Annotated in this window: 9 protein-coding genes; 5 read left to right on the top strand and 4 right to left on the bottom strand. The window is 48.1% G+C overall.

Annotation, left to right across the window (positions count from 1 at the left end; genetic code table 11):
• Positions 1-8: 8 nt before the first annotated feature.
• Entirely contained in the window at positions 9-548 is a 540-nt protein-coding gene (locus tag RT717_RS20575) for a dihydrofolate reductase family protein (RefSeq protein ID WP_317488235.1), read from the bottom strand.
• Positions 549-1259: 711 nt separating this feature from the next.
• On the opposite strand from RT717_RS20575, the gene RT717_RS20570 reads away from it, so the two are divergent.
• Both RT717_RS20570 and RT717_RS20565 read left to right on the top strand, forming a co-directional pair.
• Positions 1260-1886 carry a hypothetical protein gene (locus RT717_RS20570; RefSeq protein WP_317488234.1) on the top strand — a complete coding sequence of 209 codons (627 nt, stop codon included), beginning with the start codon at positions 1260-1262 and terminating at the stop codon, positions 1884-1886.
• Positions 1887-2299: 413 nt separating this feature from the next.
• Positions 2300-3406 (top strand): DUF2855 family protein, encoded by a 1107-nt coding sequence (locus RT717_RS20565; RefSeq protein WP_317488233.1) that lies wholly within the window; start codon positions 2300-2302, stop codon positions 3404-3406.
• A 233-nt stretch (positions 3407-3639) separates the two neighbouring features.
• Here the strand turns inward: RT717_RS20565 and rapA are convergent, their stop codons facing one another.
• Complete coding sequence (rapA, locus tag RT717_RS20560; protein ID WP_317488232.1) at positions 3640-6471, bottom strand: RNA polymerase-associated protein RapA; 2832 nt, start codon at positions 6469-6471, stop codon at positions 3640-3642.
• Between the two features lie 441 nt (positions 6472-6912).
• Here rapA and RT717_RS20555 point away from each other — a divergent pair, with 441 nt between their 5' ends.
• Positions 6913-8031: a fatty acid desaturase family protein gene (locus tag RT717_RS20555; RefSeq protein WP_317488230.1), complete on the top strand. Its 1119-nt coding sequence runs from the start codon at positions 6913-6915 to the stop codon at positions 8029-8031.
• Positions 8032-8093: 62 nt separating this feature from the next.
• Here the strand turns inward: RT717_RS20555 and glgP are convergent, their stop codons facing one another.
• Both glgP and RT717_RS20545 read right to left on the bottom strand, forming a co-directional pair.
• Positions 8094-9746, bottom strand: coding sequence for an alpha-glucan family phosphorylase (gene glgP, locus RT717_RS20550; RefSeq protein ID WP_317488229.1), 1653 nt, complete (start codon positions 9744-9746; stop codon positions 8094-8096).
• Positions 9747-9878: 132 nt separating this feature from the next.
• Positions 9879-10505: a redoxin domain-containing protein gene (locus tag RT717_RS20545; protein ID WP_317488228.1), complete on the bottom strand. Its 627-nt coding sequence runs from the start codon at positions 10503-10505 to the stop codon at positions 9879-9881.
• A gap of 134 nt (positions 10506-10639) precedes the next feature.
• Between RT717_RS20545 and RT717_RS20540 the strand changes: the two genes are divergently transcribed.
• Entirely contained in the window at positions 10640-12625 is a 1986-nt protein-coding gene (locus RT717_RS20540) for a vWA domain-containing protein (RefSeq protein WP_317488227.1), read from the top strand.
• Positions 12622-13896, top strand: coding sequence for a dihydroorotase (locus RT717_RS20535; protein WP_317488226.1), 1275 nt, complete (start codon positions 12622-12624; stop codon positions 13894-13896). The genes RT717_RS20540 and RT717_RS20535 overlap by 4 nt, the downstream gene beginning before the upstream one ends.

Genomic DNA, 13896 nt, shown 5'->3' with positions numbered 1-13896 from the left:
ACAAATGGTTACAGGTAGTCTATTTCATAGTTCAAAAGAAAGACGCCACCCTTATATACAATGGAATTCAACTCACGAAGGTGGTATGTTTCCTCAGAGCCTTCGAAGAGCTTGATACCCTCCCCAAAAAGCACAGGATTCAGCTTGACCTTAACCTCATCTATGAGCTTGTGGCCGAGCAGAAAACCAGCAAACTGCCCACCACCACAGAGGTAAATCGGCGACCCAACCGTCTCCTTAAGTTCCTGCAGAAAATCGATTGGGTTATCGCTAACCACTTGCACCTGCTCATGTGGCTGCGCAAAATTCAGCGAACTGGAGAAAATGTAGTGCATCATGTGAGGGTAGGCGGGTTGCCCGGGATTCAGGCCGAAGTTGTAGCCATATTCGTAAGTGTGCCTGCCCATGATCACGGTGTCGTACTCCCTCAGGCTTTCCAGGTAGTCGGAAACGTGTTCTCCTTCTTCAAGGAAACCCTGAGTGGTGCCGTCTTTGTGGGCAATGTAGCCGTCGAGCGTGGAGGCTACGTGGTATATTATTTTTCGCATGGAATATCAGTTTGAATGAAAAAATAGTTGAACGGCCGTTATTGAAACTGGCGCATCAGGTTGTAATGATTTCCGGATTGTGCTATGCTCCGCAAGGGATAAGGTCACACGCTGAAGCAAAGCGGCATCCATGTTATCATAAACAAGGAATAACCCGGATCGGAAACCTGATGTAATGGGAGTGGCGGGAATGCGCTTGCCTGATCAGTTCAGGAAGCCATTTGCGCCACAGGAAGAAGTGAAAAATTATCTGATCATGTTTGAAAGTCCCTCAGTTTGCACCGAAGCTGAGGCAAATATAATGATTTGGTTAAAAAATCGAAATAGGTGCCAGGGAGGAGTGTTTCCAGTTATGCCCTTTACCGCCTTATGTATGGCGCTTATTCGTTTTCGGTTATGCCCTTAACCGACCCCTTGTTATGCGCTTAACACCTACCCGGTTATGCCAGTGCGTACCAAGGCTGAGTGCTAGCTGAAGTCTGTTTAAGTTGAATTTTTATCAAACTAAAATGCTTTACAAAGTAGGGAGTATTGAATATATTTGATATATGAGCAAAAGGCAGTCTTTTAGGAAAAAGAGAAGTGATACAAAGATGGGAACCATTGAGAAAAAGTATGGTAAAGATTTTGGTGTCCGCTCTGATAAGAAACTTGGCAACTACCTTAAAGATAAGGGTTATGGTTCGCTAAGTGAACTCCTTAATTCGAAGGATGGAAAACCTAAAAGATAAGCTTGAACAGAATATTCCAGAGATTGAATTTCTTGAAGAAAGGTTCAGGTTCATTGACAATAAGATATTGAGAACTAACATCTCAATTTCATTTCAGTATGTCATTTTCTTAATTACTCTAGAGGAGGAAGTTACCCTTCAAGGCCCGGTCTCTTATTCTATTTTCAAAAACATAGTTCTAAACACTGCCTCAATAATAGAGGGATCTTTGCATCACTTATTGGATACTTTGATCAAAAGAAAGCTACTAGACAGTGAGAAAATATTGACTAAAGAAGAAGTCTACTCAAACAAGAAAATTTTGTTCAAGACTGATGATGGAATGGAGATTTGTGGAATTCATCTAAGGAAAAAGCCAACAAACCTCAAGACTAATACAAGCTTCATAGAAATAAACAGAGCTTGCAAACGAGCTAGAATTCTTGACGATGAGCTTTTTGAAGAAGTAGAAGAACTGAGAGATAGGCGCAATAAAATTCATTTGGCAGGCTTAGCAAAAGTCGATGATTTTTACGAGAAAAAAGATATCCAACAAGCTTTCAAGACGGCCTCAAAAATTTTAAAGCTTGTGGAGGAGCGGCTTGAAATTAAGAAAGGTAACAAGTGAGCATTTATTATGGTGTCATTTGAAGCTGATGAGCGCTTCCAGATAGTTGATAGGCCTAGGTACGAGCTATATCTGGATGTTGCAACAAGTACCATAAAGCCCAACCTTCGGCAATTATTAGCAAGGCTGGAAAAAAATGCAACAAACTGTCGTCTGACCTAGCTAAAAGGCTCCGACTCCCATTTCCCAAGCGTCCGCTTGCGGGCTGATCATTTCGGCGTCCCGCCGCTATCCGTAGATACTAACCCATCCCTATCTACAGGTGAGCTATTTTGAGTATGAAAGCGGACGCTCAAGGGTAATGAGTCCGAGCGGACGCTTGAACTATTGAGGGGTGTTGGCCACATTTTTCGATAGGTTGTCGATAGTTTTTATTTTGCAGATATAAAGACAGTGAAGGAACTCAATTCAACATGGCAATTACCAATGCTTTAGACTTTGTAGTGAAAACTGATGATCTGCAACAAGCCAAGCTTGTAGAAAAAACCTATTCTGATGAACTATCAACAAATCAGGTTCTTTTAGAAATTGACAAGTTTTCATTTACCTCAAATAATATCACCTATGGTGTGGTAGGAGAGAAAATGAGCTATTGGAAATTTTTCCCAACTCAATCTGGCTACGGAATCATTCCAGTTTGGGGGCTGGCCAATGTTGTCATTTCTAACCATCCGGATGTGCAAGTAGGTCAGCGATTTTATGGATACTATCCCATGAGTTCTCACTTATTGGTCACCATTAATAGTGTTAGCGGTAAGGGTTTTGTGGATACTACTGAACACAGACAAGCGCTCCCACAAGTCTATAATTTTTATACCAATGTAGAACATGACCCAACGTTCACTCTGGAAACTGAAGAGTTGATTTCCATATTTCGCCCTTTGTTTGTCACTTCCTTTTTGATTGACGATCATTTAGCAGAACAGAATTTCTACAAGGCCACATATATACTCATTACAAGTGCCTCAAGCAAAACAGCGCAAGCTTTAGCCTACCTGTTAGCTCATCGAAAAAAAGAAAATGCCTTAAATTTCAAGCTGGTGGGACTTACTTCTAAAAGGAACATAGCATTTGTAAGGCAGTTGGGCTGGTATGATCAAACGATAAGTTATGATGAAATTTCTCATTTGAATGCCGACGAGAAATTCGTGGTAATAGACTTTGCAGGCAATCACAACATCCAATTCCAGCTACAAACGTTATTGGGCGATAAACTGGCTTATAATTGTCTTGTGGGGCTTGTTGATTGGCAAAATCTGGAAGGTGAAACCCCATTAGCCCAAAAGGGAGAATTTTTCTTTGCCCCTACGCATGCGGAAAAACGACAGAAAGCATGGGGGTTAACAGGATTTCAACAAAATGTTGAGGTAGCCTGGCAACAATTCATAACTTCTATTCAATCCGTCATTTCGATTAACGAATATATTGGACCGGAGAAATTGCGACAATTGTATTTGGACATGTTGAACGGGAAGGTTGATCCTACACATGGCAATATAGTTAGCTTGAAAGATGATTAAGGAATGGCTTGAGGTTGACTTTTTGCCCCAATCCCGTAAGTGCAAGCGTTCGTGGTTGTGCAACAGCCGAGTCTGCTTGTGGGCTGATCATTTCGGCGTCTCGCCGCTACCAGTAAATACTAACTCATCCCTACCGTACGGCAACCTGCTTGAGAATGAAAGCGAGACGCTCAAATATGACGAATCCAGGCGGACACCAGAACTATTGGGGTAAGCCATTGCAGCAATAAAAATCAATCCCCCTCCCTCACCAGCTGCACAGCATCCATTCTGATGCGGGCATCTTTGATGAGCGACGAAAGCTTGGCCCGTTCTTCGAGGGCCAGCTCGATTTCCTCTGGCCTCACATTCTCGTTTTTGGCATGAAGTGCCGTCAGTCGCCCGATTTCATGGTCCATGGTTAGCCTCATTTGCTGCAGGCCGTTTAAGATTTCGTCGGCCCGGAGCTCTTCCGCCAGGGCTGTTGCGGCCTTGAGCATATTCGGGAGAATGACATCTACCAACGTATCATTTTCCAGCATGTCGTCAATTTGGCCGGGCCTCAGCTGCTGATCGAACAGTTCAGTAGGGTAGTCGTCGGTTACATCCTCACCACTATGGTCAACCACTACCCTAAGCGGAGTGGCAGGCAGAAAGCGGTCGACATGGATGTTTTTCCCACCCGATGTTTCCAGCACAAAGAGCACTTCCAAAAGAATGGCCGACTCTCCTGTGCCCCGAAGCACGCCGTAGCTGGCTGCTCCTGCACCATCGCTGAGCACCAGATCCATGGCGCCTGTGGCCATGGGATGGTCCCAGCTAATGAAGCTCATGTCTTCCCTGGCCAGCGCACGCTTCCGGTCGAACGTGACGGAGATGCCCTCATCGGGCAGCGATGGGAATTTGTATTTGTTGGCCTGGGTAGGCTGCAGCAAATAGGTGCGGGGGCCGAGGTCTTCCATATCAATAGAAAAATGGTGAAAAACCTGCACCATGTACTTCTCCAGACTTGTATCGAGGTCTGCTTCTCCGATTTGTTCCACCAGTTTTTTGGCCACAGCCGGTCGAAAAGAGTTCATCTCGAGCAATCGATCCCGGCCATTGGCGAGCATTTTTTTGAGGTCTTGTTGGAAGGCAGCCGTGTCAGTAATAAGGGATGCCAGGTGTCTGTCTGCCTCAGGTGACCCAACCGACTGTGTGGCTTCCTTCAACCGCTCGCCAAATAACTGCGCCAGCTGGTTGCCACCTTCCAGGTTTTCTTCAAAGGCATTGAGCCCTTCATGAAACCACCTCACAAGCACTTCCTGTGGGCTGCCCGTCAGGTAAGGCACATGAATCTGGATGTCTTCCGTTTGCCCTATCCGATCCAATCGTCCGATCCTTTGCTCCAGCAACTCTGGGTGCGCCGGTAAATCGAACAAAATGAGGTGATGGGCAAATTGAAAATTTCGTCCTTCGCTGCCTATTTCAGAACACATGAGCAAGCGGGCACCATCGGGTTCGGCAAACCAGGCCGCATTGCGGTCTCGCTGCACAATGGTGAGGTCTTCGTGGAAAACGCCCACTTTGATGCCGCTGAGCTTCCCAATAGCCTCCTCCAGGGCCAGCACTTTTTCTTTGCTCCGGCAAATCAGCACTGCTTTTGCAGGCTTCAGCTTCTTCATCAGCTTCACCAGCCAGCCCACCCTGGGGTCTTCTTCAAACCAAAATTTTTGCAATGGGCCATCAGTCGCTGATGTCTCTGAGTCGAGGGCGTATTCCTGCGACAACCGCTGTGCCCACAAGTCAGGCTGCTCAGTCGCCTTGATAGGCACAAGATGCGCTATTCTCTTTGGGAATCCGCTCATTGCCGACCGGGTATTTCGAAAGACCACCCTGCCCGGCCCGTGTTGGTCGAGCAAATCTTCGATAAGGTTGTACTTTGCCACCTCTCCGCCTTTGGCAAGGGCTGCTATCCTTTCCTTGCCAAACATCGATTCTAGCAACTGCGTATTGGCCGCCTGCAAGGGTTTTCCTGAAGAGAGTGCTTCTACTACATTGGCAATCGCTTTATAGTCCTGCGATTCATTTTTGAAGGTGTCGTAGTCAGAGTACCTGTCTGGATCCAACAACCGAAGCCGTGCGAAATGGCTTTCTACGCCCAATTGCTCCGGTGTGGCCGTCAAAAGCAGTAGTCCTTTTGCTACCCGGCTCAAAAGCTCCACAATGCCATATTCAGGGCTGACTTTGTCCACCGACCATTCCAAATGGTGGGCTTCATCTACCACCAGCATGTCCCAACCGGCAGAAAGCGCCTGACTGGCCCGCACTTGCGAACCAGCTAAGAAAGACGTGCTGCAAATAATCAACTGGTCGTCGAGAAACGGGTTGCCATCGGGGGCACCGCCATCGAGTGAAGCACAGCGCACTTCGTCGTAAATATGGAACCATAGATTAAACCGCCTGAGCATTTCCACAAACCACTGGTGAACCAGTGAGTCGGGCACGAGAATCAGCACCCTGGAAATACGCCCGGTCAGCAGCAGCCGGTGCAAAATCAAACAGGCTTCGATGGTTTTTCCGAGCCCAACCTGGTCCGACAGCAGCACCCGGGGGGCGTGCCGTGCGCTCACCTCATGGGCGATGTACAATTGATGAGGTATCAGGTCAATCCGCCCCCCGACAAACCCATTGATGGGCGAAATTCTGCGGTTGTGGTCGTAGTAAAGCGTCTTCCTGCGCAAGGCAAATAGTTCGGGTGTATCGACATCCCCCATAAAAAGGCGGTCGTCTACGCCGTGCTTAACAGACACATCACCAAGGTCGGCCTCCGACAGCTGCCTGCCCTGACCGATATAGATAAATAGGTGCCCGTCCGCTTCCACACGCTCCACCACCAATGGACGCTTGTCCTTGTCGGCAATGGCATCGCCGGGTTTGAAAACCACTCTGCGCAGGGGAGCATTCTCCACGGTGTACTGCCTTACCTCGTCGGCGATGGGAAAGTGTAGCTTTACACGGCCTTTACTGGTCTCAGTCACGATGCCCACGCCCAATTCGGGCTCGCCTGCACTTGTCCATCGTTGATTGGGGAAGAAGTTTTCCAAAGGTTACTAATTGTTCGGTGAATAGAGCGCTACCCCGGGTGAGGGCGCCTCATGGTATCAAGACTGCAAAGGTCTTCAATTTTTGGTTATGATGATCAGACCCCCAGGATAACTTAAAAATAGATCTAGTAATTTTTTCAAGGACTTCTAAAACGAAAATTGTCCTGCAACGCTTTTGCACTCCACCTGCGGATTGTTCATTGTCGAAAAAATATGGCTCAGCATTCCTCTGGAGCTGTTTTTACTCCTTTGCATAATTTTCAAGCCGCCAGATATATCAGATTTGTGTAGCTATGCAGGGTTATAAGGGCTATATTGCAGATGCCGTCCCGAATTATTTTCATTCTTACCAGCAATTTTCCTTTTATCTAGTCTCACATCGCTGCTCTTCATTGGATCACTCATTCTAGCGAAGGTCACTTTAACACCAATAAAAGCTACATGAGCCAATCCATTAAATTTGTGTCGAAGGAGTACGACTTTTTCACTACTCTGAATCACCGAGTCAATCAGTACTTCAAAACGAAAAACATTAGCCGCAATGCCAACACGGCCATGGTCTTCAAGACTATTGCCATGTTTACGCTGTATTTCGGTCCCTACGCAGTCATTGTAGCAGGCTCTTTTTCAAGCCTCTATGTGTTTTATGCCATGAGTGCCGTTATGGGGTTTGGCCTTGCGGGCATTGGCATGTCAGTGATGCACGATGCCAACCATAGTGCCTATTCAAAAAAGAAATGGGTAAATACGCTGCTCGGCTATTCCCTGAACATGGTGGGCGGCAATGCATTCAACTGGAAGGTGCAGCACAATGTGCTCCACCACACATTTACCAACGTTGACGGAACCGACGAAGACATTGAACCAAGAGGCGTGCTTCGTTTTTGTCCCCACACCGACTGGAAGCCCTTCCACAAGTTCCAGTTTATCTATGCGTGGTTTTTCTATGGCCTTCTGTCGTTTATCTGGATTGTGTTCAAAGACTTTGAGCGTCTCACCAGGTACAAAAGAGCCGGTCAGATCGAAAAACAAAAGACGACTGAGCTGAAGGAATGGTCAGTATTGATATTTACCAAAATTGCCTACTACGCCTACATCATCGTAATACCCATGTTGGTATTGCCTTTTGCGTGGTGGCATGTGTTGATAGGCTTCTTTGTGATGCACTACATCGCCGGCTTCATTCTGGCAGTAGTTTTTCAGCTGGCGCATGTGGTGGAGGGTACCGAATACCCCGTGCCTGATGAAACCGGTAATATCTACAATACCTGGGCTGTACACCAACTACACACCACTGCCAATTTTGCGCAGCACAACAGGTTACTCTCCTGGTATGTAGGAGGGCTGAACTATCAGGTGGAACACCACCTCTTCTCCAATATCTGCCATGTGCACTACCACAAACTTTCCAAGATCGTGAAAGAGACCTCGGAGGAGTTTGGGCATCCATATAAGTCGAAGCGCAGGCTTCGGGACGCAGTGGCGAGCCATTTCAAAGTACTGAAGGCACTCGGCAAAAAGGATGCATCACCCGTGCTTGAGGCTGTATTTGTGCCCTAAAGCCTTTTTAAGTTCAGTTGAAAAAATAAAGGCAGTTGATCCAATCAACTGCCCCAATTGCTTTATGAGTAAAGTTTTTCGTAATACTCGTCGGCCATTCTGTGGCTGCTGAAATACGGCACCACATCTCTCATACTGTTTTTCATCACTTCCAGCCACTTTTCGGGCTTGTCGTAGTAAGTAGGAAGAATCTCCTTTTCAAGGATCTTGTACATCCCCTCAAAGTCCTCCTGGTCCAGCTTTGGATGGTCGTTGAAGTCGGTGCCGTCAGGAATCAGGTAGCTGTTGACACCGTGCTTGCCAAACTCCGGAATCCAGCCATCCTGAATCGATAAATTCACGCTGCCATTCATGCTTGCTGTCATGCCGCTGGTGCCTGAAGCTTCTCTGGGCTTTCTGGGCGTGTTCAACCAAATGTCGCTGCCGTTTTTCAGTGAGCGGCTCAGTGCCAGCTCATAGCCTGTCAGCACCGTGCAATTGGCAAACTCTTTGGACACCCTCACGAGGTGGTTAAAGATGTCGATGGCGCCGTAGTCTTTGGGGTAGGGCTTGCCTGCCCAAATGATTTGCACGGGTCTTTTGGTGTTGGTAACCAGCTTTCGGAACCTGTCGAAGTCTTTGAGCAGCAGGTCGGGCCTTTTGTAGGCAGCAAACCTTCTGGCCCACACGATGGTGAGTACGTCAGGGTCGAACAGCTTTCCCGACTGATCGGCCACAATTTTGAAAAGCTCGCTTTTCATCTCCTTCTTTCTGGCTATCAAAGCCTTGTCATTATTTTTCTCCAGGGCGGTGTTCAGCTCTTTGTCGGCCCAGTAGCTCACATTTTGAGAGTTGGTAATGGGGATTATTTCACACGTATCTTTAAATGTGCCCCACATTTCTTTCGACACCTTGGCGTGGATTTTTGACACCGCATTGGCTTTTTTGGCCAGCCGCAACGCAGCCACCGTGTAGCTCACTTTACCCGATTTGTCCGTGATCCAATCTACTTCTTCCTGCTTCCAGCCAGTAGGGAAAAAGCCAATTTTGTTCAGCAGCTCAAGGGAATGTTCTTCATTGCCGGCTTTTTCCGGTGTATGCGTGGTGAATACGCATTTGCTCTTCAGCTTCTTTTTATCGGCTGCCTGCGCATACATGTGAGTAAAGGCTGGCAATCCGTGGCCTTCGTTGAGGTGGTAAATGTCGGCACCGCCCAGGGCTTCAATCACCTTGTAGCCACCCACGCCCAGCACCATGCTTTGCGCAACCCTTGTCAGCTCGTTGTCTTCGTAAAGCCTGTGGGTAATCGTGCGTGACAGGTAGTCATTCTCTGGAATATCGGTGCTCAGCAGATAGATGGGCGCACTGCCAAAGGTGTCGGCCTTGAGGGCATACGCCTTGGCCTTCACACTGCCATTGTCGAAAATGGGAACATCGACAATGATACCCGTGTCTTCCAGAAAGCTGTAGTTTTTCTCTGTCCACACAGCGCCCAGCGACTGATCCATGTTGCGGGTTTGGTCGTAGTAGCCGTACTGCCACAGTATGCCAACGCCAACCAGGTTCTGCTTAAGCTCATAAGCACTGCGCATGTGGGAGCCTGCCAGAAACCCAAGGCCTCCGGAGTAAATTTTCAGTGCCTGGTCAATGGCAAATTCCATGCTAAAGTAGGCTACCTTCTTCTTGTACTTAGCATCGTATTTATAGGGGTGATACCACTTACTATATTGACTCATAATTGATTGTGCTTGTTTTGGTGAGCGAAAATAGGCAAAACAAATTTAGGACGGCAAAAATGAAACTGCCGATTTCGCCGAACTGGTTTGTGCAAAGGGTAGCGGGGAAACTGTAGGCTATTTCCCAGCCGATTAGTGGTGTTTCATACTCATGTTGAGCATGCAGCCAATAGGTTCCGTTTTGTTTGGGTTGATGGCTTTGCCGGCAAAAGCGGCGGCAATGGCATCGTCGAGGTAGTGCTCGGTGACGACGTTTCGGTACTTGCCCAACTCATAAAACCAATTGTCTATTTTGCCCCTGTAGAGCAGGTCGCCCGTTCGGTTGAAAAGAAAAACTTCAGGAGTTACTTTGGCTTTCAGAATATGAGTGACCACCTGGTGGCTGTCGAGCAGAATGGGGAAGCCGAATTTGTATTTGGCAGCAAAAGCCGCAGCGGTTTCTTTGGTTTCTCCTTCGCTGGGAGCAATCCCTATCACGCTAAGTCCCTCTACTTGCGCCAATTCCCTGAACTTGCCTGTGTACTGCTGGCAAATAGGGCAATCGTGGGCCATTAGGATCAAAAGGGTGAGTTTTTGGTTTTCGAAAGAAGAAAGCGAATAGGGCTGGCCGCCGTAGTTTTCTAACTCAATTTTCCTGAGCGACTCACTGAAATTGCCAAGGTCGGTGGGAATAGTTTGCGCCAGCACACCAATGCTCAGTAGCTGACCAGTAATCAGCCCAATGAGGGCCAAGAAGCTTACGTACCGCCGATTGTTCATACCTTAAAGTTAGGGCTTAATACCCTTGATAGAAAAAATATGACAAAGCTTTCCATTATCTTTCCAAATCATCGGCAATCCTTCTACTTTGGATTCCGTTTAGAGATTAACAAAAAGAAGAAGACAGTCATTTCATGAATTTTCTATTTCCTCAATTCCTTTGGGCTCTTCTTGCACTTTCTATTCCGATCCTCATTCACCTGTTTAATTTTCGCAGGGCGAAAAAAATATATTTCTCCAATGTGAACATGCTCAAGCATGTGAAGCAAACGAGCAGCTCCAAGCTAAAGCTGAAACATTGGCTGGTGCTGTTTTCCAGGCTAGCGACCGTCTTTTTCCTTGTCATGGCCTTTGCGCAGCCTTTCCTGCCTTCCAACGACGGCAAGCAGCTGAGCGGCGACGTGGTGCTGTACCTCGACAACTCGCAGAGCATGAGCAACCTGACGGGTACAGAAGCGCCCGGGCTGGACATAAGCATTGGCATGATCAGTGAAGTGCTCAAGGCTTACCCAAGAGAAACACGCTTTCAGCTTATCACCAACGATTTTGCGCCGTTTTCCAATCATGCCAAAAGCAAGGTGGATGTGGAGGAGTTGCTTACTGAGCTGAGCTACTCATCTATCGTGCGATCGCCCGACGAGATCATTGGCCGAATGGAGCTGGGCGCCACTGAAAAAGACATTTACTGGATCAGCGACTTTGCCTACAACCCTGAGCAGCCGGTATCGGATGGCGACTCCGTCAACAATTTCAAGCTGCTGCCAATTTCCTTTCCTGTTTCCGCCAATATTTTCATCGACACGGTGTACCTCGAAAGCCCTTTTCTAATAGAGGGTCAAACCAACACCCTTTTCGTTTCGCTTCGCAATACGGGCGAGGAAATAAAAACTGATATGCCGGTCAAGTTTTTTGTCAACGATATTCAGGTGGGGGCGCTCACTACCGACCTGGTACCCAATGGGCAAACCACCCTTTCATTTGAACTCAACATGGCGCTCGAGGACTTCAACCGGTGCCATCTCAGCATTGACGATTTCCCTATTCTTTTCGACAATGAGTTCTACCTGACGCTGAACCAGTCGCCCAGGGTGCGCATTATGGAGATTCGTGGCAGAACAGCCTCTTCTGCCATTGGCAGGGTGTTTGCCAACGAGCTTTTATTCGATTTGCAGTCCTTCGATGCTGGCAATATTGACTACGGGAGCTTTGAGGATGCCGAGTTGCTGGTGATCAACGAGGTGGATCAGCTAAACAGCGGCCTGGAAGCTTTTATCAAGAGCTCGCTCGATAATGGGAGAACGGTCTTGATCATTCCATCGTCCCAAAGTTTTGATAGCGGGTGGGCGAATATCTACAGTGCGCTCAGGCAAAGTGTGCAAACCAACCTGCAGGAGATTGCTCAACCCGATCTCAATAACCCTTTCTTTAAAAACATTTTTGAGGCCTCTTCCGAGAAAATGGAAATGCCGGCCGCTGCTATGCAAATGAGCTGGGGTAACAATGGCGGTCATTTGCTGAAATACAGGTCAGGCGCTCCCTATTTGACCCGAGCAAATGCCTCTTCGGGGGTTTTGTACCTGCTGGCTTCTTCTCTGGCGCCGACCAGCAGCACGTTTTCCAACAACGCCTTGTTTGTGCCCATCATGTACAAAATGGCTATCGGTGCCCGAAGCACAAAGGGCCGACTTTACTATACGCTTGATGAAATACTGCTCACCGTCAATGGGTCGGAAGTAACTGATACCGAACTGTACAAGCTCAGCGGCAACGGGCAGGAAATTGTGCCCGGTCAGCAGGCGGTGGGGGCCAATGTAAGGCTGGAGCTGCCCAGGTTTATGATGCAGGCTGGCTACTACGACGTGAAGTTCAGGGACGAACTGGTGGATGCACTGGCGTTCAATCTGGAGAAAGGCGAATCGCAACTCAAACCTTTGCCGGAAGAGTCGGTGTTGGAGTTGTTCAACACGGTGGAGAAAAAAGAGATTATCAATGTGCTCTCACCGGAAGATCTCGAAAAGAATTTGAACGAACGCTTCAATGGAAAGGAATTGTGGAAATATGCCTTAATTTTGGCGTTAGCATTTTTACTTATTGAGGTCTTATTACTTCGTTTCCTATGAGTAGCCTATACCTGAAAGGTGTAAAACTGATCAACCCCTCCTCGGAATTCCATCTGAAAAAAGTCCACCTTTCCATAAAAAATGGGAAAATCGACTACCTGGGCTTGAAGGAAACTAACAGTGCAGGAAAGATTATCGAGGGCAAAGACCTGATCGTAACGCCAGGCTGGTTCGATCTGCGGGCTAATTTTTGCGACCCGGGCATGGAGCACAAAGAAGACCTGAACTCCGGGTTGAAAGCTGCCGCCGCAGGAGGTTTCTCAGATGTGTGCCTGCTGCCCGACACCCACCCCACCATACAAACGAAGAACGATATCGAGTACCTAAAGTCAAAGGGACGAGGCAAAGTGACCACGGTTCATCCGATGGCTGCCGTTACACTTGGGCGCAAAGGGGAGGAGCTGAGTGAAATGATCGATCTGCACCATGCGGGTGCTGTCGCTTTTACCGATGGCCACGACCCCATCTGGAACACGGATATCCTGTTGAAAACCCTGCAATATCTGCAGCCACTCAATGGCTTGTTGATGAACAGGCCGGAAGACAAGTGGCTGGCAAAGTTTGGCGTGATGCATGAAGGAGTGCAAAGCACCAGGTTGGGCATGAGAGGTGTGCCGGTGGCTGGCGAAACCATCATGGTGGAGCGGGATCTGAGAATACTGGAGTACGCTGGTGGAAAGATCCATTTTTCACAGGTGTCATCCGCTGAGGCTGTCGATATGATCAAAAAAGCCAAAAAACGTGGCCTTGCAGTGACTTGCGACGTATCAGTACACCACCTTTGTTTCAACGACACCTACCTGAGCACCTTCGATACCAACTACAAAGTGTCACCTCCCTTCCGCACCGAAAAGGACAGAAAGGCGCTGATTGCCGGCGTGAAGGATGGCACCATCGACACCATTGTGTCGGCGCATGAGCCGCAGGATGAGGAGAGCAAAAAGCTGGAGTTTGACCTGGCCGAATTTGGCATCACCGGGCTTCAAACCCTCTGGCCTGTGCTCAACCAACTGGACCTCAAAGGCGAGCTTTCGCTGGAGCAGTCGCTGCCCGCCGTTTTCGATGGGCCGAGAAAGGTGCTAGGCTTGCCTGCTGTTGCTCTGGAGGTTGGTGCTGACGCCTGCCTGACAGTGGCCAGCACGTCCACCAGGTGGATGCTCGATAAAAAAACCAACCTTAGTAAATCTGTCAACAATCCATTTTTTGGAAAAGAACTGACTGGCATGGTGGCAGCGGTTGCCAATAATGGCCTTGTTCAAATCATCAACTAA

Origin of the sequence: Imperialibacter roseus, assembly GCF_032999765.1 — a bacterium.
Classification (GTDB): domain Bacteria; phylum Bacteroidota; class Bacteroidia; order Cytophagales; family Cyclobacteriaceae; genus Imperialibacter; species Imperialibacter roseus.
This window is presented reverse-complemented; position numbering and strand designations above follow the sequence as displayed.